General features: G+C 67.9%; 24 protein-coding genes. 20 read left to right on the top strand and 4 right to left on the bottom strand.

All coding sequences use genetic code 11. The features are described 5' to 3' along the window. Window positions 1-3 precede the first annotated feature (3 nt). Window positions 4-1056: an ABC transporter substrate-binding protein gene (locus VAPA_RS33145; RefSeq protein WP_021004630.1), complete on the bottom strand. Its 1053-nt coding sequence runs from the start codon at window positions 1054-1056 to the stop codon at window positions 4-6. A 185-nt stretch (window positions 1057-1241) separates the two neighbouring features. On the opposite strand from VAPA_RS33145, the gene VAPA_RS33140 reads away from it, so the two are divergent. From VAPA_RS33140 to VAPA_RS33115, 6 genes are all read left to right on the top strand, one after another. Continuing rightward, on the top strand, window positions 1242-2150 hold the full coding sequence (locus VAPA_RS33140) for a LysR substrate-binding domain-containing protein (protein WP_021004629.1): 909 nt from the start codon (window positions 1242-1244) through the stop codon (window positions 2148-2150). 270 nt (window positions 2151-2420) lie between these two features. Further along, window positions 2421-4406 (top strand): sensor histidine kinase, encoded by a 1986-nt coding sequence (locus tag VAPA_RS33135; protein WP_021004628.1) that lies wholly within the window; start codon window positions 2421-2423, stop codon window positions 4404-4406. A 50-nt stretch (window positions 4407-4456) separates the two neighbouring features. Then, the gene (locus tag VAPA_RS33130) at window positions 4457-4936 is read left to right on the top strand and encodes an AAC(3)-I family aminoglycoside N-acetyltransferase (protein WP_021004627.1); all 480 of its coding nucleotides are present in this window, start codon (window positions 4457-4459) and stop codon (window positions 4934-4936) included. A 6-nt stretch (window positions 4937-4942) separates the two neighbouring features. Beyond that, window positions 4943-5710, top strand: coding sequence for a hypothetical protein (locus VAPA_RS33125; RefSeq protein WP_021004626.1), 768 nt, complete (start codon window positions 4943-4945; stop codon window positions 5708-5710). A gap of 46 nt (window positions 5711-5756) precedes the next feature. Next, window positions 5757-6401: an FMN-binding negative transcriptional regulator gene (locus VAPA_RS33120; protein ID WP_021004625.1), complete on the top strand. Its 645-nt coding sequence runs from the start codon at window positions 5757-5759 to the stop codon at window positions 6399-6401. A 10-nt stretch (window positions 6402-6411) separates the two neighbouring features. Then, window positions 6412-7020, top strand: coding sequence for a trimeric intracellular cation channel family protein (locus tag VAPA_RS33115; protein WP_021004624.1), 609 nt, complete (start codon window positions 6412-6414; stop codon window positions 7018-7020). Window positions 7021-7054: 34 nt separating this feature from the next. Here VAPA_RS33115 and VAPA_RS33110 read toward each other — a convergent pair whose 3' ends face one another. Then, window positions 7055-7852: a DUF899 domain-containing protein gene (locus tag VAPA_RS33110; protein ID WP_041946942.1), complete on the bottom strand. Its 798-nt coding sequence runs from the start codon at window positions 7850-7852 to the stop codon at window positions 7055-7057. A 150-nt stretch (window positions 7853-8002) separates the two neighbouring features. Here VAPA_RS33110 and VAPA_RS33105 point away from each other — a divergent pair, with 150 nt between their 5' ends. Then, the gene (locus VAPA_RS33105; RefSeq protein WP_021004622.1) at window positions 8003-8983 is read left to right on the top strand and encodes a Bug family tripartite tricarboxylate transporter substrate binding protein; all 981 of its coding nucleotides are present in this window, start codon (window positions 8003-8005) and stop codon (window positions 8981-8983) included. Window positions 8984-8995: 12 nt separating this feature from the next. Here the strand turns inward: VAPA_RS33105 and VAPA_RS33100 are convergent, their stop codons facing one another. After that, window positions 8996-9469: a nucleoside deaminase gene (locus VAPA_RS33100; protein WP_230559075.1), complete on the bottom strand. Its 474-nt coding sequence runs from the start codon at window positions 9467-9469 to the stop codon at window positions 8996-8998. Window positions 9470-9556: 87 nt separating this feature from the next. Here VAPA_RS33100 and VAPA_RS33095 point away from each other — a divergent pair, with 87 nt between their 5' ends. The 4 genes from VAPA_RS33095 (at window position 9557) to VAPA_RS33080 (ending at window position 12829) form a co-directional block, all read left to right on the top strand. Further along, complete coding sequence (locus VAPA_RS33095; protein ID WP_021004620.1) at window positions 9557-10156, top strand: TetR/AcrR family transcriptional regulator; 600 nt, start codon at window positions 9557-9559, stop codon at window positions 10154-10156. Between the two features lie 81 nt (window positions 10157-10237). Continuing rightward, entirely contained in the window at window positions 10238-11239 is a 1002-nt protein-coding gene (locus VAPA_RS33090; RefSeq protein ID WP_021004619.1) for an NADP-dependent oxidoreductase, read from the top strand. Between the two features lie 48 nt (window positions 11240-11287). Further along, on the top strand, window positions 11288-11992 hold the full coding sequence (locus tag VAPA_RS33085) for an SDR family oxidoreductase (RefSeq protein WP_021004618.1): 705 nt from the start codon (window positions 11288-11290) through the stop codon (window positions 11990-11992). Next, on the top strand, window positions 11993-12829 hold the full coding sequence (locus tag VAPA_RS33080) for an alpha/beta fold hydrolase (protein ID WP_021004617.1): 837 nt from the start codon (window positions 11993-11995) through the stop codon (window positions 12827-12829). Here VAPA_RS33080 and VAPA_RS33075 read toward each other — a convergent pair. Then, window positions 12748-13851 (bottom strand): carbon-nitrogen hydrolase family protein, encoded by a 1104-nt coding sequence (locus VAPA_RS33075; protein ID WP_021004616.1) that lies wholly within the window; start codon window positions 13849-13851, stop codon window positions 12748-12750. The two genes, VAPA_RS33080 and VAPA_RS33075, sit on opposite strands and share 82 nt — an antisense overlap. A gap of 283 nt (window positions 13852-14134) precedes the next feature. On the opposite strand from VAPA_RS33075, the gene VAPA_RS33070 reads away from it, so the two are divergent. From VAPA_RS33070 to VAPA_RS33030, 9 genes are read left to right on the top strand one after another with little or no spacing between them, the layout of a single operon-like run. After that, window positions 14135-16297, top strand: coding sequence for a thiamine pyrophosphate-dependent enzyme (locus VAPA_RS33070; protein ID WP_021004615.1), 2163 nt, complete (start codon window positions 14135-14137; stop codon window positions 16295-16297). Continuing rightward, window positions 16294-17850, top strand: coding sequence for an indolepyruvate oxidoreductase subunit beta family protein (locus VAPA_RS33065; RefSeq protein WP_021004614.1), 1557 nt, complete (start codon window positions 16294-16296; stop codon window positions 17848-17850). The genes VAPA_RS33070 and VAPA_RS33065 overlap by 4 nt, the downstream gene beginning before the upstream one ends. A 37-nt stretch (window positions 17851-17887) precedes the next feature. Beyond that, on the top strand, window positions 17888-19063 hold the full coding sequence (locus VAPA_RS33060) for an ABC transporter substrate-binding protein (RefSeq protein WP_021004613.1): 1176 nt from the start codon (window positions 17888-17890) through the stop codon (window positions 19061-19063). A 30-nt stretch (window positions 19064-19093) separates the two neighbouring features. Next, window positions 19094-20269 (top strand): alpha-hydroxy acid oxidase, encoded by a 1176-nt coding sequence (locus VAPA_RS33055; RefSeq protein ID WP_021004612.1) that lies wholly within the window; start codon window positions 19094-19096, stop codon window positions 20267-20269. Next, a complete protein-coding gene (locus VAPA_RS33050) occupies window positions 20262-21134 on the top strand; it encodes a branched-chain amino acid ABC transporter permease (RefSeq protein ID WP_021004611.1) in 873 nt (290 codons plus the stop codon). The genes VAPA_RS33055 and VAPA_RS33050 overlap by 8 nt, the downstream gene beginning before the upstream one ends. Next, a complete protein-coding gene (locus VAPA_RS33045) occupies window positions 21131-22075 on the top strand; it encodes a branched-chain amino acid ABC transporter permease (protein WP_021004610.1) in 945 nt (314 codons plus the stop codon). Before VAPA_RS33050 ends, VAPA_RS33045 begins: the two co-directional genes overlap by 4 nt. Before the next feature lies 1 nt (window position 22076). Then, window positions 22077-22859 (top strand): ABC transporter ATP-binding protein, encoded by a 783-nt coding sequence (locus tag VAPA_RS33040; RefSeq protein WP_021004609.1) that lies wholly within the window; start codon window positions 22077-22079, stop codon window positions 22857-22859. After that, window positions 22856-23584, top strand: coding sequence for an ABC transporter ATP-binding protein (locus VAPA_RS33035; protein ID WP_021004608.1), 729 nt, complete (start codon window positions 22856-22858; stop codon window positions 23582-23584). Before VAPA_RS33040 ends, VAPA_RS33035 begins: the two co-directional genes overlap by 4 nt. Window positions 23585-23595: 11 nt before the next feature. Then, complete coding sequence (locus VAPA_RS33030) at window positions 23596-24690, top strand: enolase C-terminal domain-like protein (RefSeq protein ID WP_021004607.1); 1095 nt, start codon at window positions 23596-23598, stop codon at window positions 24688-24690. The last annotated feature ends 104 nt before the right edge of the window (window positions 24691-24794 follow it).

Here is a 24794-nt window from a genome sequence, read left to right as displayed (position 1 = left end):
TGCTCAGCGTTCGACGGTGCGGTTCCAGCGGTTGGTCCACTCGGCACGCTTCTCGTTGACCCGCGTCCAGTCGGTGGGCAGCAGCTTGTCCATCTGCTCCTTGCCGTACGGCACCTTGGCCGCGACCGCCGGTGCCAGCCTGGTGGTGGCGTTGGCCGGGCCCCAGCCCTGCGTGTCGGCGAGGATGGCCTGCACCTCGGGCGTCAGCAGGTAGTTGACGAAGGCCTGCGACAGCGCCGGGGCGGTGTTCTGCGCCACCGGGCAGGCGGCTATCAGCAGGGCCGGCGCGCCTTCCTTCGGAATCACGAACTGCACCGGGAAGCCCGTGTCCTTCAGCGCCTGCACGCGGCCGCTGCCCCACACGGCCAGCATGATGTCGTTGTTCTGGAACAGCTCGGTCATCTTGCCCGGCGACGGTTCCCACGCCAGCACGTTGGGCCCGACTTCGCGCGCCATCGCGGTGAAGCCCGGGTCGATGTTCTTGTCGCCGCCCTTGCGCAGCTTGGCGAAAGTCAGCAGCGTCTGCAGGCCGTAGGTGTTGCTGATCGGCGGGATCGCGACCTTCTGCTTGAAGCGCTTGTCGGTGAGCACCTCCCACGAATCCGGCGCGGGCAGGTTCGCCTTCCTGAAGGCTTCGGTGTTGTAGGCGATGCCGGCGGCGACGATGCCGACGCCGACCGCGCTGTCGGTCATGCGCGCAACGGGGTACAGGTCTTTCAGCACCGGCTGGTTGCCCAGCTTGTCGCAGAAGCCAAACTGCACGGCCTGGTACATCGGGCCGTCGTCGAGCAGCACGACGTTGAGTTCCTGCTTGCCCTTCTGCGCCTGCAGCTTGGCCAGCGTGTCGGTCGAGTTGCCCGACACGTAGACGATCTTGGCGTTGTGCTTGGCCTCGAATGCGGGGATCAGCTTCTCCTTGAAAGCCTTCTCGGTCGAACCGCCGTAGGAGCCGACGTAGAGCGTGGTCGGCTGCTGGGCCGATACGGTCAGCGAGCAGAGGGCCAGCACGGTGGACAGCGCCGCATTCACGGCCGCGGAAACAGGACGAAGCATCATGGGATTTCCTTTGTTGCGCACCAAAAAGTCCGGGTTTTCCCTATCGTGATGCGTTTCTCTTATGGCGCACCAGAATGGGTTCTGCAGTTCGTTTCACTCGAAGGACGCAGATTAACGATGCACCTGACCGCTGAACAATCGTTTTTTTTCAGAAGGCCATAACATTCATGTATGGAGTTCCCGACATGAAGATTCGTCAATTGGAGGCCTTTCGGGCCGTGATGCTGTGGCAAACCGTGACCCGCGCGGCCGAGTCGCTGCATGTGTCGCAGCCCGCCGTCACGCGGCTGGTGGCCGACCTGGAGGAAAGCGTGGGCTTCCCGCTCTTCCTGCGCGTGCGTGGGCGCCTGCAACCCACCGCGGAGGCCGAGGCGCTGAACGAAGAGGTCGAGCGCTCGCTGCTCGGCATGGAGCGCATCGCACGAACCGCCGAGGAGATCCGGTCGCTGCAACGCGGCGCGCTGCGCATTGCCGCCGCGCCGGCACTGGCGCTGTCTTTCCTGCCGCGCGCGATTGCGGGCTTCCTGGCCGAGCACAACGACATCCGGGTGTCGCTCGCCAACCATTCCTCGCGCACGGTGGTGGACATGGTGGTCGGCGAGCGCTGCGACGTCGGCTTCGTCGTTCTGCCGATAAGCCATTCGAGCACGCACGGCGAGCGGCTTATTGCGACCCGGATGGTCTGCGTGATGCGCAGCGACCACCGGCTCGCGAAGAAAAAGGTGATCCGCCCCGCGGACCTGGCCGGCGAGCACTTCGTCTCGCATCCGCATGCGATCGAATCGCGGCTGCACGTCGACGCACTCTTCGCGTCCTACGGCATCGAGCGCAAGCTGCAGGTCGAGACGCAGGTGTCGGCCGGCGTTTGTGCCATGGTGGCTGCCGGCCTCGGCGTGTCGCTGGTGGACCCGATCACCGCACTGGAGCATGCCGGCCAGGGCCTGAGCTTCCTGCCCTTCGAGCCGATGATGGTGACGGACTTTTCCGTACTCACGCCGGTGCGGCGGAGCTCGTCATTGCTCGTGAGCGCCTTCGTCGATCACGTGCGGAAGTTCGCTCTGGCGCAACTCGACCCGAGATTCGTCAGCGCCTGACCTTCTGGCATTGCGAGTGCGACGATTCGGCACGTTGCCGCGACCGGGCCGTTGGCGGGTTGGCCCGGGAAGACGGGCCGAGGACATAATTGTGACTTGATGAAACCATCTCCCGTCCTCCTTGGCTGCCACATCCTCCGTGTGGCAATGGTGGAGGACACCCCCGAGTTCCGGCGGCCATCATGGCGGACCTGTTGATCGCGCAAGCCGCGGGAGCGAGACGTTGAATCCACGGCCAGCTGGAAGCAGCTTCCACGGCGGAAGCGATCGATGAAACCGCGCAGCACGGGCCGTCGGCGCATCGGCCGGTGGATCGCAACGCTATGGCTGGCCTTGCCGCTGGCCGTCCTGCCTTGTGCGGGCGCCACCGAACCGCCGGCAGCGGATGCATCCGCGCCGCAGAGCGATGGCGCTGTCCACATCACCCGGGCCGAGCTGCTGTCCATTCCCGGCACCGGCTATTCCGCCCCGCCGCGGCGCATCGAGGACACCGGGTTGCCAAGCGAAGGCTGGCAGACGGTCAGCCTCCCGCATACGGCCGGACGAGAGCTGGTGCCCACATCCACGGGCGGCGTGCAGACGGTCACCGACTGGTACCGCATCGATCTGGCCGGGCTCGCGCCCTCGGCGCAGCCTCGCCTTCTCTACCTCCCGCGCTGGAAGACCCTGGGCCGCATCGCGGTGTACGGCGATGGCGTGCTGCTCCATCAGTCGCAAGGCAGCGCCGTGCACAACGGCTACAACCATCCGCTGCTGCTGCCGCTGAACGCACCGGCCCATACGCCTTCTCCGGCGTCGGTGCTGATTCGCGTCGACCGCCTGCGCAGCAGCGGGAGCGGTTTTTCAACGGTGTGGGTAGGCGACCAGGATGCGCTGGGCTGGCGCTACCATGCCCGCCAACTGCTGCAGGTGCAGCTGCCGTTCATGGGCAGCGCCGCGTTCCTGGCGGTGGGCGCCTTCGCATTCGCGGTATGGCTGGGCAAGCGGCGCGAATCGCTCTACCTGCTGTTCTTTGCCATCTCGGCGATGGCCTTCCTGCGCACGCTGCACTACTTCGTGAGCGGCGACTACCTGCCGATTTCGGACGAGTGGTTCGAATGGATCACCGTGGCCTCGCTGCTCTGGCTGATCATCCTCATCCACCTGTTCCTGCAGCGGCTGCACCGGCAGCCCTCGCCCTGGCTCACCCGTTCGTCGGTAGCGCTGGCGCTGGCTTGCAGCGTTGCGACGCTGCCGCATGTGTCCAGGGCGATACCCAGCCTCTATCTCTTCACGCCGCTGCTCAACCTGGCGGTGCTGCCCATTGCAGTGCTGATCTTTGCGGTGAACCTGCGCAAGGCGCTGCGCTCCAAATTTCCCGAGGGGCGGCTGGTGGCGGGCTGGGCTGTGCTGGCCCTCGTATTCACTTCCTATGACGGGCTCCTGCAGAACAACCTGGTCAGCCCGGAGAGCGTGTACACCTCTCCCTACGCCATCATCAGCCTGTTCTTCATCTTTTCGTACATCATGTTCCAGCGCTACACGGGCGCGTTCGCCGAGGTGGCCCGATTGAACAAGGGCCTGGCCCAGCGCCTGCAGGCGCGCGAGGCCGAGCTGGAGCAAAGCTACCAGCGGCTGCGCGTGATCGAGAACGAGCAGATGCTCAGTGCCGAGCGTCGGCGCCTGATGCAGGACATGCACGACGGGCTGGGATCGTCGCTGATCAGCGCCATCCGTTCGGTGGAGCAAGGGGCCATGACCGACACCGAGATCTCCGGCGTGCTCAAGGGCTGCATGGACGACCTGAAGCTGGCCATCGATTCCATGGAGAGCGTGGACGCCGATCTGCTGCTGTTGCTGGCGACCTTGCGCTTTCGCCTGGCGCCGCGCATCGAGAGCGCCGGCGTCGCGCTGCGCTGGGAGGTGCAGCCCGTGCCTGCGCTGTCCTGGCTGGACCCGGGCGGCGCACTGCACATCCTGCGCATCATGCAGGAATGCGTGGCCAACGTGCTGCGCCACACGCGGGCCACCACCATCCGCTTCAGCACGGCGACGGATGGCCAGGGCGTCTGCGTGGTGATCGAAGACAACGGCGCGGGCTTTGCCGTGGAGGAAGCCCTGCGCCGAAGCGGCCGGGGGCTGCGCAACCAGCAGCGGCGCGCACTGGCCATCGGTGGCACGGTGCGCTGGGAGTCCGGCAGTGACGGAACGCGCTTCACGCTCTGGCTACCCCTTCACCATGGGGCTGGAATCGAAAAGGCCATGAGTTCCTCTTGAGCCATGGATCGGCCCGCGCCAGCGGGCGTCTTCATTGCTAGGATTCCGTCATGTCCACCTGCACAGTTCAGCAGCTCTCGGCCGACGACGGGGCACTGATGAATGCGCTTCTCGGCGTTTTCGGCGAGGCCTTCGGCGACCCGGATACCTACGGCACCAGCCGGCCTCGCCCCGCCTACCTTCGGCAGTTGCTCGACAGCGACTATTTCATTGTGCTGGTGACGCGCGAGGGACCGCAAGTCATCGGCGGCCTCGCGGCCTACGAGCTGCGGAAGTTCGAGCAGGAGCGCAGCGAGATCTACATCTACGACCTGGCCGTTGCTGCCGCGCACAGGCGCCGAGGAGTTGCGACGGCATTGATCCGCGAGCTCCAGCGCATCGGCGCCGAACGCGGGGCCTACGTGATCTTCGTCCAGGCCGATCCGCCCGATGCGCCGGCCGTCGCCCTGTACTCGAAGCTCGGCGTGCGCGAAGACGTGCTGCATTTCGACATTCCGGTGCCGCCCGTGCGACCCGTGCAGGCGTCCTGAAATTCAATGGCCCTCACGCGTGACAACCGGCCGAGCCGCACCGCCGTGCAGGCCTCGCTGGCAGCCCGGTTCACCCTGCCACCCCTGCCCCCACCGATCCAGGACTGGTTCGCGTGGTGCCGCCGCATGGGGACCCAGTCTCTTGTGCTGGAGGAGCCGAGCTGGCGCGAAGACGGGGGTGGCATGCTCACGGGCTCGGGCGCCGTCGACGCGCCCGGCCTGCTGGCCGAAATGGAAGGCTACCGCTTCATCCTGGACCCGAAGGCGAGCACGCCCGAGCATCTGGTGTGGAGCGACGCCGTGGATGCGGGCCTGTGGCAGCCCCACTGGGTGGTCTTGCAGAACGCCGATGGCGACCCCTTGATCGGCGACATCAGCCAGCCCGAGGTGCCGGTGTTGTGGGACTGTCACGGAAGCGGGCACTGGTCGCCGCAGCCGCTGTTCCCGAATCTCCAGATGCTGATGGAGCGCATCCAGATGCATGTGCCGCCTTCGCTGCCGAGGGGCGGTGTGCCTGTGGTCTTCCACACGGTGCACCTGACGGACCTGGGCAACGAACCCCTGCGGGTCCTGACGGCGCTCAAGGCGCATCCGGACTACAGGCACCTCGCGGGCGCAAGCCTGCTGAAGCTCAGGCACCAGCTGCCGTTGCCGCTGCTGGACAACAGCGTCAGCGTTGCCCTGAAGGACGACCTTGTCCACCGCTTCGAGGCGCTGGGCGCTCGAGTGAAGGTGATCGAAAGGGTCTACCAGCGTGCCGAGGGAAATTCATAGCCTTCCCCAAGCAGCGCCATCTTTCAACTGACTCCCTGGAGTTTTCGTGTACGTATCAAAGCACCACGCGCTGCCCGAGCCCGCTGAAGCCCAGGCACTGATCGAGGCCCACCCGCTGGGCGCATGGGTCGTGCCCGGCAGCGAAGGCCTGGTCGCCAACCATGTGCCCTTTCTGCTGGACAGGTCGCGCGGCCCGTTCGGAACACTGATGGGCCACGTGTCGCGTGCCAATCCCGTGTGGAAGCTGCTGCCTGCCTCAGGGCATTCGGTGGTCATGTTCCAGGGCCCGCAGTCCTACATCACGCCCGGCTGGTATCCGGGCAAGCAGGCGCACGGAAAGGTCGTGCCAACCTGGAACTATGCGGTCGCACATGCGCACGGCATGGCGCGAGCCATCGACGACGAACACTGGCTGCGCGGCATGCTGACGCGCCTCACGGCGGCCCACGAATCCTCGAAACAGCTGCCCTGGAAAATGACGGACGCGCCGGCGGATTTCATCGACAAGCTGCTGCGCGCCGTGGTGGGTATCGAGATTCCGATCGAGCGCCTGGTCGGCAAGCTCAAGGTGAGCCAGGACGAGGCACTGCAGGACCGGTGGGGCACCGTGAGCGGGCTTGCCGCCGAAGGCACCGAGAACGCGGCGGCCATGGCGCTCCTCGTCGAACGTGCCGCCCGGCAGCAGCGCTGACCGGACTGCCATGCTGCTGTACCTGCTCGATCTCGCCGGCATCGCGGTGTTTGCCATCAGCGGCGTGCTGGCGGCGGGCCGTGCGGGCCTCGACTGGCTGGGCGTGGTGGTGATCGCCTCCGTCACGGCCGTGGGCGGCGGCACGCTGCGCGACCTGCTGCTCGACCGCCATCCGGTGTTCTGGATCCGCGAAGTGCGCTACGTGTACGTGATCCTGGCGGCGACCGCGGCCGCCATCGCGTGGGTCCATTTCTTCCCGCTGCCCGAGCACGCGCTGGCATTGGCCGATGCGCTGGGCCTGGCGCTCTTTGCGATGACCGGCGCGCAGGTGGCCGAGGAGCGGCGCCTGCCGGCGCTCGTCGTGATCCTGATCGGCACCATGACGGGCGCCGCCGGCGGCCTCTTGCGCGATGTGCTCACCGACCGCATTCCGCTGCTGCTGAGCAGCGGCATCTACGGTTCCGCCGCCATCGTGGGCATTGCCGCCTACCTGCTTCTGCAGGCCGCGGGAACGCCGCGCCGCTGGGCCTTTCATACGGGCCTGCTGCTGGTCGTGGCGCTCCGGCTCGGCGGAATCTACGGCGGCTGGCACCTGCCGATGCTGCGGCTTTCGGCTTGAGCGTGCGCCACGCGGCGCAGCCACCCGCCCCGCCTCATCGCTTCGCGTTCAGGCTCTGCTCGCGGAACGCCGCCTCGCCGGCGGTGGACACCTCGACCCACTTCTTGTCGGGCACGGCCTCTTCGGCGTAGTTGTCGTGCCAGTTCCACCACTTGTAGGTGGGCGTCTGGGGATAGCCCTCGGGCGAGTCTTCCCACACCTCCTGCCGGCCCAGCGGCGTGATGTCGAGGTAGTTCCAGGTGTTGCCCATCTGCTCGTCGCCGCGGTTGTTGAGGAAGTAGGTGCGGAACACGCGGTCGCCTGCATCGCGGAAGAACACGTTCGTGCCGTGCCACTCGTGCACGCCGAAGTCGGCGTCGAAGCTGTCGGTGAGGGTGAACCACGGGATCTCCCAGCCCATGCGCGCCTTCAGCCGCGCGATGTCTGCCTGCGGCGCACGCGAGACGAAGACGAGGGTGGTGTCGCGGGCGTTCAGGTGGGCAACGTGGGCGACCTGGTCGGCCACCATGGAGCAGCCGCGGCAGGCGTGGTCGGGCCAGCCGAACACGCCGGGCTCGAAGAAGGCGCGGTAGACGATCAGCTGGCGCCGGCCGTCGAACAGCTCGGGCAGGCTGGCCTTGCCCGCGGGCCCGTCGAAGGCATAGGTTTTTTCCACGGCCATCCACGGCATGCGCCGGCGCTCGGCGGCCAGCGCGTCTCGGGCCCGGGTCTGGGCCTTTTCCTTCGCGAGCAGTTGCTCGCGGGCCGCCTCCCACGCCTTGGGCGACACGACCGGTGGCGTGTGCATGGTGGGCGGGCCGCCCTTCTTTCCGTTCTCGATGGAAGTCGTCATGGCTTGAATCTCCTGGTTGGGCGAGAAGAAAAGTTTGGCACCGCCCATCGAGCGGTGGGAGTAACAAGTTTGGCGGGATTGCTGCTTTCCGCGCCGGGCCCGGTTCCTGCTATCCGCTGATTCCCCCCAACGCCAGCAGAGAACAACGCCATGACCACCGACTTCCGCCCCACCCGCCGCGCTGCGCTGCACATGCTCGCGGCAGGAGCGGCCTCGCTCGCGCTCCCTGCCTTCGCGCAATGGCCCGACAGGCCGATCAAGATCATCGTGACCTTTCCGCCGGGCGGCTCCAGCGACGTGCTGGCGCGCGTGATGGCGGAACAGTTGTCGAAGAAGCTGGGGCAGCCCGTGGTCGTGGACAACAAGCCCGGCGCGGGCGGCACGATCGGCGGCGCGCAGGTGGCCTCGGCCGCGCCCGACGGCTACACGCTGATGCTTTCGAACACCACGCCGATCGCGCTCGGCCCCTTCACGCTCGACAAGCAGCCCTACGATCCGGTGGCGGGCTTCAGCCACATCGCCTACCTGGGTGCCGCGCCGCTGGTCATCATGGCCAGCAAGCCGTCCGGCATCAAGAGCTACGCCGAGTTCGAGGCGGCCGCGCGCAAGGACGGCCGCATGGACTTCGGCTCCGGGGGCCCCGGTTCGATCGGCCACATCCACGGCGAGCTGCTCAAGAAGATCACCGGAATCAACATGGTGCACGTGCCCTATCGCGGCGGCGCACCGATGACCACCGATCTGATCGCCAACACCATTCCGGTGGGCATCGACGTCATCACCGCCTACGTTCCCTTCTTCAAGAGCGGACAGCTGGTGCCCCTGGCCGTGACCGGCGCCCAGCGCTCGCCGCTGATGCCGGAGGTTCCGAGCATCGCCGAGCTCAAGCAGCCGAAGCTGGTGCTCGAGAACTTCTTCGGCCTGTCCGGCCCGGCCCGGCTGCCGGAGGACGTGGTGGCGCGGCTCAACGCAGCCTGCAACGAGGTGCTGGTGATGCCCGAGATCCAGAAGAAGCTCACCGATCTGGGCATCGTGGCCAAGCCCGAGAGCGTCGCCGCGTTCAATGGCTTCGTGAAGGAGCAGGTGAACGTGCTGGGCCCGACGGTCAAGGGCGCGGGCATCAAGCTCTAGCCAGGCAAACCCTCAGCGCTTGCGCGGCGCCGCCCAGGCGGCCAGCACCTCGGTGGCTTCATCGGCCAGGTGCTGCTGCGCCGGCATCTTGCGCAGGGCCAGGGGCGCGCCCGCTTCCGTGCGGAGATCATCCACGTCGATCGGGTGGCGAGCAGCGGCCGGCAGCCCGTCGAAGGCCAGGCCTGCCTGTTCCATGGAGGCCGCGTAGAAGAGCGCGCGGATGCCGGCGATGCGCATCGCCGCGACGCACAAGGCGCATGGCTCGCAAGAGGTGTACAGGTCGCATCCGGCAAGGTCGACGCTGCGCAGCCGCCTGCAGGCATCGCGGATCGCCTCGACTTCGCCGTGCGAGGTCGGATCGAAATTCGCCACCGAGTGGTTGAGCCCCTCGCCGACGACCTGGCCGTCCTTCACGACCACGGCCCCGAAGGGCTCCGTGCCGGGCGTTTCGAGGGCCTTGGCCGAAAGCGCCAGGGCCCGTTTCATGAAAGTTTCTTGGTACATCGCTTTTTATCCTGGGTCTTGAACGTTCTGCCGCAGCAGCCCTGCTGGCGCCATGGCCGGAAAAGATGTATGATATGCATCATGCGAAACACAAAGCACAGCGTCAGGGCAGCAGCCAAGGAAGCCTCGCACGAGCGCATCGTGTCCGTGGCTGCCCGGGCGATCCGCCGCAGCGGCTATGACGGCACCGGCGTGGCCGACATCATGAAGGAAGCCGGCCTGACCCATGGCGCCTTCTACGCCCACTTCCCCTCGCGCGAAGCCATGCTGGCCGAGGCCGCGGGCCGGGCCTGCGCCGAATCGGCCGTCGCGGTGGCCAAGGTCGCTTCCGACGTCCCCTCCGGGCAGGCCCTGGCCGCCATGCTGCGCGCCTATCTCTCGCCGGAGCACGTGGCGCATGCGGAGTTGGGGTGCCCGCTGGCTGCGCTGGGCTCGGAGACGCCGCGCCAGGCCGCCGAAGTGCGGCGGGTGACCACCCGGCACATCAAGGAAATGATCGATCTCGTCGCCCGCCAGTCGCCCGACTGGGGGCAGCCCGGGGCGCATGAACGCGCAGTCGTGACCGTCGCCACCATGGTGGGCACCTTGCTGCTCGCGCGCGCGGTCGATGAGCCGGCGCTGTCGGCCGGCCTGTGCGAGGCTGCGCTGAAGCATCTGGCCCCGGCCTGAATCCGTCGGAACACGACGCCTTTTCGTTCGCCAATAAATATGACGATCATCATGCCAAACAACCGGGGGCCAGGAAGAACCATGAAAGCATTTGTGCTCGATCGATACGGCAAGAAAGCCGCGCTGCGGCCGGCAGACATGCCGATGCCGACGCTGCGCGACGACGAGGTCCTGGTCGAGGTCCATGCCGCCGGCGTGAACCTGCTGGACGCCAAGATCAGGAATGGCGAGTTCAAGCTGATCCTGCCGTACCGCCTGCCCCTCGTGCTGGGGCACGACGTGGCCGGCGTCGTGGCCAAGGTCGGCCCGCGCGTGCGGCAATACAAGCCGGGCGACGAGGTCTATGCGCGGGCGGATGATTTCCGGATCGGCACCTTCGCCGAATTCGTTGCGGTCCAGGAGGCATCGCTCGCGCCCAAGCCCCGAGGCCTCTCGATGGAAGAAGCCGCTTCCATTCCGCTGGTGGCCCTGACAGCGTGGCAGGCGCTGGTCGAGAAGGCCGGGCTGAAGAAGGGTCAGAAGGTCTTCATCCAGGCCGGCTCCGGCGGCGTGGGCACCTTTGCCATCCAGCTGGCCAAGCACCTGGGCGCCACCGTCGCCACGACGACGAGCGCGACCAATGCCGCACTCGTGAAGCGCCTGGGCGCAGACGTCGTCATCGACTACAGGACGCAAGACTTCGAGGATCTGCTGCGCGACTGCGACGTGGTCCTGAACAGCCAGGACGGCAAGACGCTCGAGAAATCCCTGCGCGTGCTCAAGCGCGGCGGAAAGCTCATCACCATCTCCGGGCCGCCCGATCCCGAGTTCGGCAAGCAGATCGGCGCGCCCGGTTTCGTGAAGCTGGTCATGCGGCTGTTGAGCGCAGGCATCAGGCGCAGGGCCAAAAGCCGCGGCGTCGGTTTCTCGTTTCTCTTCATGAGCGCGAACGGGAGCCAGCTGCGCGAGATCACGCGTCTTTTCGAGGCCGGCGCCGCCCGCCCGGTGGTGGATCGGGTCTTCCCGTTCGACGCCACCAACGAAGCCCTGGCCTATGTCGAAGCAGGCCGCGCCAAGGGCAAGGTCGTCGTCAAGCTCAAGTGAGCTCCCTCTCTCTCTGTTCTTTTTATCCCCCCACTCTTGGAGATTCCCATGAAGATCGAAAATTCTGTTGCCCTTGTCACGGGTGCCAATCGCGGCATCGGCCTGGCGTTCGCGCGCGAGCTGCTCGACCGCGGCGCCCGCAAGGTCTACGTGGGCGCACGCGACCCCGCGGCGATCACCCAATCCGGCGTCCAGGCGCTGCGCCTCGACGTCAACAATCCGGAAGACGTGTCGGCCGCGGCGGCGCTGGCGTCGGATGTGACGCTGGTCGTCAACAACGCGGGCATTGCCCAAGCCGGAGGCTTTCTCGCGGCCGACAGCGAAGAGGTCGCACGCCGCATCTTCGAGACCAATTTCTTTGCCATGCTGCGCATGAGCAAGGCCTTCGCGCCCATGCTCAAGGCCAACGGCGGCGGCGCGCTGCTCAACGTCCTGTCGGTTGCCTCGTGGGTGAACGGCGGGGATCTGGCGGCCTATTCGGCGAGCAAGGCGGCCGCGTGGTCGCTCACCAATGCCCTGCGCCACGAACTGTCGGCGCAGAAGACCCAGGTGCTCGCACTGCACATGGCCTATGTCGACACCGATCTCACGCGCGGATTCGATGTGCCGAAGACGAGCCCCGAAGACATCGTGAAGCGCGCGCTCGACGGGCTCGAGTCGAACCTCGACGAGGTGCTGGCCGATGAGCTCACCCAGCAGGTCAAGCTCGGAATGACGGCGCCGAGGCCCAGCTACCTTCCGCAGGTGGACTGAGTGGGCCGCTGGACGGACGTTCCAACGAGATCCATCTCGGCCGGCGGCGTGGATTTTGCGTACCGCGAGCTGGGAACGCGCCATGGCGGAACACCGGTGGTGTTTCTCGTTCACCTGGCCGCCGTCCTGGACAACTGGGACCCGCGCATCATGGATGGCATCGCGGCGAAGCACCACGTGATCGCCTTCGACAACCGGGGCGTCGGCGCATCCGGCGGTTCACCGTCCGATTCGGTGGAGCAGATGGCGGACGACGCCATCGCCTTCATCCAGGCGATGGGCTTCGCGCAGGTCGACCTCTTCGGCTTTTCGATGGGCGGCATGATCGCCCAGGAAATCGTGCTGAAGGAGTCGCAACTCGTGCGCAAGATGATCCTCGCGGGCACCGGCCCCGCGGGCGGCGAGGGCATGAGCACGGTGGCCAGGGTTTCGCACTGGGACCTCCTGCGGGGTCTCCTCACCGGCCAGGACCCCAAGCAGTTCCTGTTCTTCACGCGCACGCCGGGCGGCATCGAGGCCGGCAAGGCCTTTCTCGCACGACTGAAGGAACGCTCGGAGAACCGCGACAAGGAGATCACGATCGCCGCATACCTGGCGCAGCTGCGGGCGCTGAAGGCCTGGGGCCGCAAGAAACCCGCCGATCTTTCCGCGGTCAGGCAGCCGGTGCTCATCGTCAACGGCGACGATGACCGGATGGTCCCGACGTCGAACTCGCACGAACTGGCATGGCGGCTTCCGAACAGCACGCTATTCATCTATCCCGATGCCGGGCACGGCAGCGTGTTCCAGTTCCATGCCGACTTCGTGCCCAGGGCGATCGAATTCCTGGATCGATAGACGCCCCAGCCTCCCGGCGCTTCGCCTGCCTGCGCCGCGGCATGTTGTTCGTTGTATTCGGGGTCAAACGCATGCACGCGCGCGCTGGGCTTCTTGTTGAACAGCAGCCGCAGCACATCCGGGCGCGAGTAGTGGCCAGCCGGATCGTAGGCAGCCTTGGCGATGCCGATGGCGCCCAGGTCGACATCCGCATACAGCAAGCCCTCTTGCGTCTCGGGCAGCGGCTCGCACAAGGGCTTGGCGTCCGGGCCATAGATCATCGCGAAGCCGCCGCCTTCCAGCAGCAGGGCGCGCTTGTTCGGCGAGTCGATCAGCAGATCGAGCATCTCCTTGGAGACCGTCGCGCAGGGCGCAATGACATAGCACTGTCCCTCGAGTGCGTAGATCTGGCTGGCCGCGTTGTTGGCTTCGGCGCTCAGCTGGAACGCCGCGCCCCGGTAGACGGAAAAGCTCGGCCACGCCGCGATGTGCACCTGCTCGTGCTGCGAGTACATGGCGTACTTGCTCAGCGGCTGGATGTGCTCCGCACAACACAGCGCGCCCATGCGGCCGAGCGCGGTCTCGTGCACGGCCAGGTGGCTGCCGTCGCCCTCGCCGAACACCGTGCGCTCCGCGTGCGTGGGCTTGAGCTTGCGACGTGTCGCGACGACCTCTCCGCGGTCGTCGATGATGGCCTGCGCCAGATAGAGCGTGCCGCCCTCGCGCTCGCTGAAGCCCAGCACGACGTGAATCCCATGCTGCGCGGCGGCGGCCCGCAGCCGCTCCCATTCGGGACTGCCAATCACGAGCGCGTTCTCGAAGTAGCGTTGCACGAACTGCATGCCCCAGGCTGGTGAGTCGAGCCAGATCCACCACGGGCAGCCCGGCAGCCAGACCTCCGGAAACGCGATCAGCGAAGCGCCGTTGCGCGCCGCCTCGGCGATGAGCCCGATGGCCTTGTCCACACCCTTGCCGAGGTCGAGGAATTCGGGTGCAGCCTGGACGGCCGCCACTTTGTACTGAGTCTTCGAGGGCGAGGTCATGACGGTGAGTCTCTTTCGGTAGGGGATCTGGACTCTAGGAGTGGTGCTCGGTCCTTCCCTATCCATGCCGCCGTTGTTGCCTATCGAGTGGGTCGATGCCGGCAGGAATCGCCGTCCCGAGCTTCATCGATCACATCTATGTGTAACGCAAGCCACATCGATTGGTCCTCTGCCCCTGCGCTCCTAAAGTCCTCCCACTTGATCGACCCGCCATCGCCACCGAGCGGCGGGCCCCACGAAAAAAAGCCGGCGCCTCGAGGCTGCCAGCCGGAGACACAAAGCCATGGAGCGATCTTTCGCCGAAGAAATCAAACGCCTTTCACTGGGCGCCGACGAGGTATTTCATGGCGAGGGCATCCTTGCCGTCACCAAGGCGCTGCTGCAGTCGGGCGTGAGCTACATCGGCGGCTACCAGGGCGCGCCGGTGTCGCACCTGATCGACGTGCTCGGCGATGCGCGCGGGCTGCTCGACGAGCTCGGCATCTACTTCGAGAACAGCGCCTCCGAGGCCGGCGCGGCCGCGATGCTCGGCGCCTCCATCAACTACCCGGTGCGCGGCGCGGTGACGTGGAAGTCCACCGTGGGCACCAACGTTGCCTCGGACGCGCTCTCCAACCTCGCCTCCGCCGGCGTGAAGGGCGGCGCGCTCGTGATCCTGGGCGAGGACTACGGCGAGGGCTCCAGCATCATCCAGGAGCGCACGCACGCCTTCGCCATGAAGTCGCAGATGTGGCTGATGGACCCGCGGCCCAACCTGACGTCCATCGTCGATGCGGTCGAGCGCAGCTTCGAGCTCTCCGAAGCAAGCCAGACGCCGGTGATGCTGCAGCTGCGCATCCGCGCCTGCCACGTGCACGGCAGCTTCGTGTGCAAGGACAACCGCGCACCGGCCATCTCCACGCGCGACGTCATCGAGAAGCCGCACTTCGACTTCGCGAACATCAACCTGCCGCCATCGATCTATGCGCAAGAGCGCATGAAGGTGGACTCGCGCTGGCCGGCCGCGCTCGACTTCATCCGCCGCGAGCGCCTCAATGAGCGCTTCGAAGGCGACTGCGGCGACATCGGCCTGATCCTGCCCGGCGGCCTCTACAACGGCACCATCCGCGCGCTGCAGCAGCTCGGCCTGGCCGACGCCTTCGGCCACAGCCGCATTCCGCTGCAGGTGCTCAACGTGGTCTACCCAATGGTGCCCGACGAGCTGGTGGACTTCTGCGCCGGCAAGCGCGCGGTGCTGATGGTCGAGGAAGGCCAGCCCAACTACATGGAAGACGCGCTGCACGCCATCCTGCGCAAGGCCGGCTGCGACACGCGCCTGCACGGCAAGGACATCTTCCCGATGGCCGGCGAATACACCGGGGAAGTGCTGGTACGCTGCATCTCCGATTTCATCCGCCAGGCGCAGCCGCAGGCACTGGGCGACGACGGCGTGGCACAGGTCGGCGACGCCGCCGCGCCGCTGGCCACGCTCAAGCCGCAGGCGGTGCAGGCGCTGGGCGTGCCGGTGCCGAACCGGCCGCCGGGTTTCTGCATCGGCTGCCCCGAGCGTCCGGTGTTCGCCGCCATCAAGCTGATGCAGAAGGAGCTCGGTGCGGTCCACGTGAGCGCCGACATCGGCTGCCACACCTTCGGAACGCTGCCGCCCTTCAACACCGGCAGCACGGTGCTCGGCTACGGGCTGGGGCTGGCCAGTTCCTCGGGCGTGGGCCCGCTCATGGGCAACCGCGTCGTCAGCATCATGGGCGACGGCGGCTTCTGGCACAACGGCTTCACCAGCGGCGTGGTGAACGCGGTCTACAACGGCCAGGACTCGGTGCTGGTGATCCTGAAGAACGGCTACACCTCGGCCACCGGCACGCAGGCCATTCCTTCTTCTCCCATGCAGCCGGCGGCACGGCCGCTCACGCTCGACATCGAAGCCGCGCTCAAGGGCGTCGGCGTCGCGTGGGTGCGCAAGGTCACCAGCTACAACGTCGCCGAGATGCGCGACACGCTGCAGGAGGCCATGACCACCGAGCAAGGCGGCCTGAAGGTGATCATTGCCGACGGCGAATGCCAGCTCGAGCGCCAGCGCCGCATCAAGCCGGTCAATGCCGCCAAGCTCAAGCGCGGCGAGCGCGTGGTGCGCACGCGCTTCGGCATCGACGACGACGTGTGCACCGGCGACCACTCCTGCATCCGCCTGTCGGGCTGCCCCTCGCTCACCGTCAAGCCCAACCCGAGCGCGCTGCGCACCGACCCGGTGGCCACCGTGAACCAGGGCTGCGTGGGCTGCGGCCTGTGCGGCGAGAACGCGCATGCCGCCATTCTGTGCCCCTCCTTCTACAAGGCGGAGATCGTGCAGAACGCCGGCACCTGGGAGCGCCTGCTGCACCGGCTGCGCGGCGGCGTCATCGGCCTGATGGCCGGCAAGGCGCGCGACCGCGCGGAGGCGCTCGCCGCATGAACACCGCGCGCACATCCACCCCGCGCATCGTGACCGTGCTGGTGGCCGCCATGGGCGGCGAAGGCGGCGGCGTGCTGGCCGACTGGTTGATCTCGGCCGCCGCGGCGCACGACTTCCCGGTGCAGAGCACCTCGGTTCCCGGCGTGGCGCAGCGCACCGGCGCGACCAACTACTACATCGAGATCTACCCCGTGCCGAGCGCGCAGCTCGGCGGCGCGCGGCCGGTGTTCTCGCTCACGCCGAACCCGGGCGACGTGAACATCGTCGCGGCCTCCGAGCTCGTGGAGGCCGGGCGTGTGCTGCAGGGCGGCTTCGTGCATCCGCAGCGCACCACGCTGGTGGCGTCGCTGCACCGCGAGTACGCGGTGTCGGAGAAGTCGGCGATGGGCGACGGCCGCTACGACGGCCAGCGCGTGACCGAGGCGGCGCGGCGCCTCGCGCAGCGCACCTTCCTCTTCGACATGCGTGCGCTGGCCTGGCGCAACGGCACGGTGATCAACACGGTGATGTTCGGCGCGATGGCCGGCAGCGGCGCCCTTCCCTTCTCGCGCGAAGCCTGCGAGCAGGCGATCCGCGAATCGGGCAAGGCGGTGGAAGCGAGCCTCAAGGGGTTTGCTGCGGGCTACGACCATGTGACGGGCACAGCGAGTGCGGCGTCTGCCGAACAAGGCACGGTCGCAGCCTCTGCCCTCCATCCGCGCGCCCAGGCAATGCCCGAGCCGTTGCGCAAGCTGGTGAGCCATGGCCTGCGGCAGGTCGCCGACTACCAGGACGCACGCTACGCCGATCTCTACCTGGATCGCGTCCAGGTCGTGTGCGAAGCCGAGCGCGCACACGGCGGCGACTTCCCCGTGGCGCGCGAAACCGCGCGCTACCTCGCACTGTGGATGAGCTACGAGGACGTGATCCGCGTCGCCGACCTCAAGACGCGCGGCGACCGGCTGCAGCGGGTGCGCAAGGAAGTCGGCGCGCGCGATGGCGAGCCGCTGCGGCTGACCGAATACCTCAAGCCCGGGCTCGACGAGATCTGTTCGCTGCTGCCCACGCGCGCCGCCGACTGGCTGCGCGCGCGCCTCGCGCACAAGTCCCACAAGCTGAGCATCGGCCTGCACATGCGCACCGACACCGTGCGCGGCTTCGCCATGCTGTGCGCGCTGCGTTCGCTGCGGCCGCTGCGCCGGCGCACCTCGCGCTACGCCTTCGAGCAGGCCATGATCGAACGCTGGCTCGAAGCCGTGCGGCGCGCGCTCGCGCTCAGCCCGCGGCTGGCCTTCGAGCTGGCGCTGTGCGGCAACCTCGTCAAGGGCTACGGAGAGACCAGCGAGCGCGGCCACCGCAACCTCGGTGCCGTGCTCGACGACATGCAGGCCACGATGGCCTCGGCCTCGCACGATGCCGGTTCGCTCGAGCAGGCCGCCGACCGCGTGCGTTCGGCCCGCGAAGCCGCACTGGCCGACCCCGAGGGCCGCACGCTGGCGCGCGCACTCGGCCTGCCGGCGCCGGAGGTGCGCGCCCACCCCATCCACATCGTGCGGCGAAGACCGGCGCGCTGAAGAGATTCCCTCACGCAGAACCATCAGGAGACAAAAAATGAAAATCGCCAAGTTCCCCCACCTTCGCATCGGCCGTCGCGCCGTCGCTTCCCTGCTGGCCGGCGCCGCGCTGCTGCCGCTGGCTGCCGCCGTGCACGCTGCCGATCCCATCAAGATCGGCGCGGTGGTCTCCGCCACCGGCCCGGCCTCGTTCCTCGGCGACCCGCAGCAGAAGACGCTTGCCATGTACGTGCAAAAGATCAACGCCGCCGGCGGCGTGCTCGGCCGCAAGCTCGAGCTGGTGCTGTACGACGACGCCAGCGACGCCAACAAGGCCAACGCCTTCACGCGCCGGCTCATCATGCAGGACGAGGTCGACGTCATCGTCGGCGCCTCGACCACCGGCGCCACCATGGCGATGGTGCCGCAGGCGGAAGCGGCGAAGGTACCGATGATCTCGCTCGCCGCAGCCTCGGTCATCGTCGAGCCGGTCAAGCCCTACGTCTTCAAGATGCCGCACTCCGACCGCATGGCGGCCGAGAAGGTGCTCGGCGAAATGAAGCGCCGTGGCTTCACGCAGTTTGCGCTGCTGTCCGACACCGGCGGCTTCGGCAAGTCGGGCCGCACCGAGACCCTCAAGCTCGCCGGCACGCTCGGCATGAAGGTGGCCGAAGACCAGACCTACGGCGAGAAGGACACCGACATCACGCCGCAGCTCACGCGCATCAAGTCCTCGCCCGCGCAGGCGATCCTGGTGTTCGGCACGGGCCAGGCGCCGGCCATCATCGCGCGCAACTACCAGCAGCTGGCCATGAAGCAGCCGCTGTACACCACGCACGGCCAGGCCTCGACGGAGTTCATCCGCATCGCGGGCAAGTCGTCCGAAGGCATCCGCATGCCCTCGCCCGCCTTGCTGATTGCGCAGGCGCTGCCCGATGGCGACACGCAGAAGAAGGTCAGCGTGTCGTATGCGAAGGAATTCGAATCGCAGGCCAGGATGGACGTGTCCACCTTCGGCGGCTATGCGCATGACGCGCTCTTCCTGCTGGTCGACGCGATCCAGCGCGCGGGCGGCACCGACAAGCAGAAGCTGCGCGACGCGATCGAGGCCACCAAAGGTTTCGTCGGGGTGAGCGGCATCTACACCATGTCGGCCGCCGACCACATGGGCCTCGACGTGTCGGCGTTCCGCATGGTCGAGGTGCAGGGAGGCGCGTTCAAGGAAGTGCGCTGAGGCCGTGCGGCCCTGCAGAGAAGGACACGCATGAAGCTCAATGCAAACGACCACCGACGCCACGCGCGCCGGCGGCTGCCGCGCTTCGTCTTCGACTATGTCGACGGCGGCGCCGAGAACGAAGACTGCCTGCGGCGCAATACCGCCGATCTGGCCGGCCTGCATCTGTTGCCCACCGCCCTGTGCGACACCCGTCATGCAGACACCGGCATCACGGTGTTCGGCCGGCGTTGGTCTGCGCCGACGGGCGTGGCGCCGATCGGCTTCTCGGGGCTGGTGCGGCCGCACGGCGACACGCTGCTGGCCTGCGCCGCGGCTTCTGTCGGCGTGCCGCATGTGCTGCCCACGCCCTCCAACGACCGGCTCGAGGCCGTGCGCGACGCCGCGCTCGCGCGCAATCCCGATGCCGTGCAGTGGATGCAGCTGTACGTCATGGGCGACCGGACGATCGCCGAACAGCTGGTGCGGCGCGCGCGCCACGCGGGCTACGGCGCGCTGGTGCTGACGGTGGACGCCACCGTCAGCGGCCTGCGCGAGCGCGACGTGCGCAACGGCTTCAAGCTGCCCTTTCGCTTCACGCCCTCGACGCTGCTTGACCTCGCACTGCATCCGTCCTGGTCTCTGGGTATGGCGATGCAGGGCCGTTCGCCCTCCTTCGTCAACCTCACGGAATCGGACGATGGTGCCACCTCGCCGCAGGTGCAGGCCGCGCTGCTGTCGCGCACCATGGACCGCACGCTGGTGTGGGAGCACCTGGCCTGGCTGCGCGGGCTGTGGGATGGGCCGCTGGTCATCAAGGGACTGCTCCATCCGCACGATGCCGAACGCGCCATCGCGCACGGTGCGGACGCCATCGTGGTGTCGAACCACGGCGGGCGTCAGCTCGATGCAGCGCCCTCCACCATCTCTGTGCTGCCGCGCATGGTCGATGCGGTGGCGCAGCGCATTCCCGTGTTCGTGGATGGCGGTTTCCGCCGCGGCAGCGACGTGGTCAAGGCGCTGGCCGCCGGCGCCACTGCCGCCTTCGTCGGCCGCCCCGCTGCGTGGGGCATGGCCACGGAGGGCGAGGCCGGCGCGCGCAGCGTGCTGGCCGCGCTGTCCGAGGAGATCGCCCGCACCATGATCCTGATCGGCGCCGACCGCGTGGCCGACATCTCGGCGCAGCACCTGCTCGTCAACCCCCAAGCCGGAGACCGCCGTGGCTGACTTCATGCAATTCGTTTTCTCGGGGCTCACCACCGGCGCGATTTATGCGCTGGCCGCGCTGGGCTTCTCGCTGATCTACAACGCCAGCGGCGTCATCAACTTCGCCCAGGGCGATTTCCTGATGCTCGGCGCGATGATCACCGCCGCCATGCTGGGTGCCAACCTGCCGTACGGCCTGGCCATTGCGGGCGGCGTGCTGGCCACCGTGGCGGCGGGCCTGCTGCTCTACCGGCTGGCGATCAGGCCGGCCGGAGAGGCCAGCGTGGTGTCGCTCATCATCATCACCATCGGCGCGTCGATCTTCATCCAGGGGGTGGTGCAGATCGTGCTCGGCAAGAACCAGCAGACGCTGCCGCCCTTCAGCGGCGACGCGTCGCTCTCCATCCTCGGCGCATATGTGCTGCCGCAGAGCCTGTGGGTGCTGGGCACGGCGGCGGTGCTGGTCGCCCTGTGCTTCGCGTTCTTCCGCTTCACCATGGTCGGCAAGGCGATGCTGGCGGTGGCCGCCAACGCGCTGGCGGCGCGCGCAGTGGGCATCCCCACCTCGCGCGTGCTGCAGCTCTCGTTCGGCCTCTCGGCGCTGCTGGGCGCCGTGGCCGGCGTGGTGGCCGCACCGATCACCACCACCGTCTACGACATCGGCCTCATGCTGGGCATGAAGGGCTTCGTCGCAGCCACCCTCGGCGGCCTCGGCAGCGCGGGCGGCGCGGTGGTGGGCGGGCTCATCGTCGGGCTGCTGGAGGCGCTGATGGCGGGCTACGTGTCGTCGGCCTACAAGGACGCGGTGCCCTTCGTGCTGATCGTCTTCATCCTGCTGGTCATGCCGCACGGGCTGTTCGGCGCCAAGGCCTCGGAGCGCGTATGAAGGCAGGAACGCATGCGCTCTTGCGCCCCTCCCTGCTGGTGCTGGCATTGGTGCTCGCGCTGCTGCCGCTGGCCATGCCGAACAACTACGTGATCGACGTGGCCGTGCGCATCGCGCTCGCCGCCATCGCCGCCATCGGGCTCAACCTGCTGATGGGCTTTGCCGGCCAGATCAGCATCGGGCATGCGGCCTTCGTCGCCATCGGCGCCTATGGCAGCGGCATCGTGACCGTGCGCTTCGGCTGGCCGCCGCTGACGGCCATCGGCGGCGCAGCTCTTGGCGCGGCGGTCGTCGCCTGGCTGATCGCCAAGCCGATCCTGCGGCTCAAGGGCCATTCGCTCACCATGGCCACGCTGGGCCTGGGCGTGATCGTCAACATCGTGCTGATCAACGAAGTGGACTGGACCGGCGGGCCCGACGGCATGCCGGTGCCGCCGCTGGTGGTCGGCGGCTTCGCCTTCGCGAAGGTGCTGCACTGGTATACGCTGGCGGCGGTGCTGCTGTGGCTGTCGGTGCTGCTTTCGCTCAACCTGTACGAATCGCCGGGCGGGCGCGCGCTGCGGGGCCTGAATGGCTCGGAGGTGGCGGCGCGCGTGATGGGGGTGGACGTGGCGCGCTTCAAGGTGCGTGCCTTCGTGCTTTCGGCTGTGTTCGCGGCCGTATCGGGCAGCCTCACGGCGCACTACCTGGGCTTCATCAGCCCCTCGCTCGCCGCCTTCACTCACTCGGTGGAGCTGGCGACCATGGTGGTGCTCGGCGGCATGGCCTCGACCTTCGGGGCGGTGCTGGGCGCGGCCCTGCTCACCGCCCTGCCGCAACTGCTGGGTGGGCTGCACGGCTACGAGATGGTGTTCTTCGGCCTCGTGCTGATGCTGACCATGATGTTCCTGCCCAAGGGACTCGTGCCCTCCATCGCGCTCAAGCTGCGCAGGAAGGCCTGAGATGCTCGAAGTGAAGAACCTCTCCAAGTCCTTCGGCGGCGTGCACGCCATGCAGGACGTGAGCTTCACGGTGCGCGCCGGCTCGGTGCACTCGGTGATCGGGCCCAACGGCGCGGGCAAGACCACGCTGTTCAACCTGATCAGCGGCGTATACGAACCCACGCGCGGCGAGATCCTGCTCGACGGCGAGAACGTGGCAGGCCTCGCACCCGACCAGCTTGCGCGCCGGGGCATGAGCCGCACCTTCCAGAACCTGCAGGTCTGCATGAACATGACCGCGTGCGAGAACGTGATGCTCGGCGCCCACCTGCGCACGCGCAGCTCGCTGCTGGGCGGCATGACCGGTGCCACGCGCCGCGCGGACGCCGCGCTGCGCGAGGAGGCGCTGCGGCTGATCGACGAGGTGGGCGTGGGCCGGCACGCGCATGCGCACGCCACGCAGCTGTCCTTCGGCCTGCTCAAGCGGCTGGAGATTGCGCGCGCGCTGGCGAGCAGGCCGCGCCTGCTGCTGCTCGACGAACCGGCGGCCGGCCTGAACGACACCGAGACGCACGAGATCACCGAACTCATCCGCCGCATCGCGGCCTCGGGCGTGACGGTGCTGCTGGTCGAACACGACATGAAGCTGGTGATGAACATTTCAGACCATCTGCTGGTGCTCGACTACGGCCGCAAGCTCGCCGAAGGCACGGCCGCCGAAGTGCGCGCGAATCCGCACGTGATCGCGGCGTATCTCGGCACCGAGGCGGCGAGCGAAGCCGTTGACATCGCGGAGGCCGCATGAGCAGCGCAACTACCGGCAGCAGCGCCGCGCTCGAAGTGCGCGGCCTCTTCGCCGGCTACGGCCGCATCGAGGCGCTGCACGGCATCGACCTGCGGCTCGGCCGCGGCGAACTGGTGGCGCTGATCGGCGCCAACGGCGCGGGCAAGACGACGCTGCTGCGCGCGCTCTCCGGCCTCATCAAGCCCAGCGCAGGCAGCGTGAGCCTGTTCGGCCGAGAGATCGGCCGCGAGAGCGCCGACGCGCGCGTGCGCGCCGGGCTGTCGCAGGTGCTGGAAGGCCGGCAGGTCTTCGGGCCGCTCTCCGTGCAGGACAACCTGCTGCTGGGCAGCTACACCCGCCCCGAACGCCGCCAGCAGCGCATGGAAGAGATGTACGCCCTGTTTCCCATCCTGCAGGAGAAGCGCCTGCTCGCCGCCGGCACGCTCTCGGGCGGCCAGCAGCAGATGCTGGCCATTGCCCGCGCCCTGATGAGCGAGCCCAAGGTGCTGCTGCTCGACGAACCTTCGATGGGCCTGGCGCCGCTGCTGGTGAAGGAGATCTTCGGCGTGATCGCGCGGCTGAAGGCGCAGGGCATCCCGATCCTGCTGGTGGAGCAGAACGCGCACGCCGCGCTGTCGGTGGCCGACGTCGGCTATGTGCTGGAAACCGGCACCATCACGCTCGGCGGCCCGGCCGCGCAGCTGCTGCGCGACGAGCGCGTGAAGGCCGCCTACCTCGGACTGTGAAGGAGAAGCGAATGAACATGCCCACCGATCCCGGCCTGTTGATCACCGACGTGCAGGCGCGCGCGGTCAACGTGCCGCTCGAGCACCCCGTGCGCACCAGCGTCGGCGTGGTGGCGACCGCCCCGCTGGTGTTGATCGACCTGCACACCAACCAGGGCGCCGTCGGCCATGCCTACGTTTTCACCTACACGCCGCTCGCCCTGCGGGCCACGCGTCGCATGCTGCTGACGCTGGGCGGCGTGCTCAAGGGCCAGGCGCTTGCGCCGGTCGACCTCGACCAGTTGCTCGCGCAGCGGCTGCGCCTGCTCGGGCGCACCGGCATTGCGCTCATGGCGAGCGCGGGCCTCGACATGGCGGCGTGGGATGCGCTGGCCAAGGTGCGCAACATGCCGCTGGTGGAATTGCTGGGCGGCACCCGCCGCGCCATCGCGGCCTATGACAGCCACAGCATGGACGGCCGCGAACTCGGCGTGGCGCGAGCGGAAGGGGCGATGGCCCAAGGCTTCCAGGCCATCAAGACGAAGATCGGCTATGCCACGCTGGCCGAGGACCTGGCCATCGTTCGCGCGCTGCGCGGCGTGATCGGCGAGGACACGCAACTGCTGGTCGACTACAACCAGGGCCTGACGGCCGTCGAGGCGGTGCGCCGCATCCGCGCGCTGGAGGACGAAGGCATCGGCTGGGTCGAGGAGCCCACGCTGCAGGAAGACTATGCCGGCCACGCGCGCATCCGCGAGCAGGTGCGCCTGCCGATCCAGATGGGCGAGAACTGGTGCGGCCCCGGCGAGATGGCCAAGGCGCTGCAGGCCGGTGCCTGCGACCTCGCCATGCCCGACGCGATGAAGATCGGCGGCGTGACCGGCTGGCTGCGCGCCGCGGCGCTGGCGCAATCGCACGGTGTGCCGATGTCGAGCCACATCTTCCAGGAGGTCAGCGTGCACCTGCTGGCCGTCACGCCGACACGGCACCTGCTCGAGCGCATGGACCTCGCGGCGCCGGTGCTGGCGCGGCCCCTGGCCTTTGCGGACGGCACAGCCATCGCGCCGCCGGAGCCTGGCACCGGCATCGCGTGGAACGAGGAGGCGGTGCGCCAGTACCTCGTCTAGAGGACAACATACCCATGTCGTGGGTATCCACTGAATTACCCATTTGATAGGTATTTTGCCGGATACCCCTCATATCGGTAAACTGCGAGTTACCCACTTCGTTG

It is taken from the genome of Variovorax paradoxus B4 (assembly GCF_000463015.1).
GTDB classification, from domain to species: Bacteria; Pseudomonadota; Gammaproteobacteria; order Burkholderiales; family Burkholderiaceae_C; genus Variovorax; species Variovorax paradoxus_E.
This window is presented reverse-complemented; position numbering and strand designations above follow the sequence as displayed.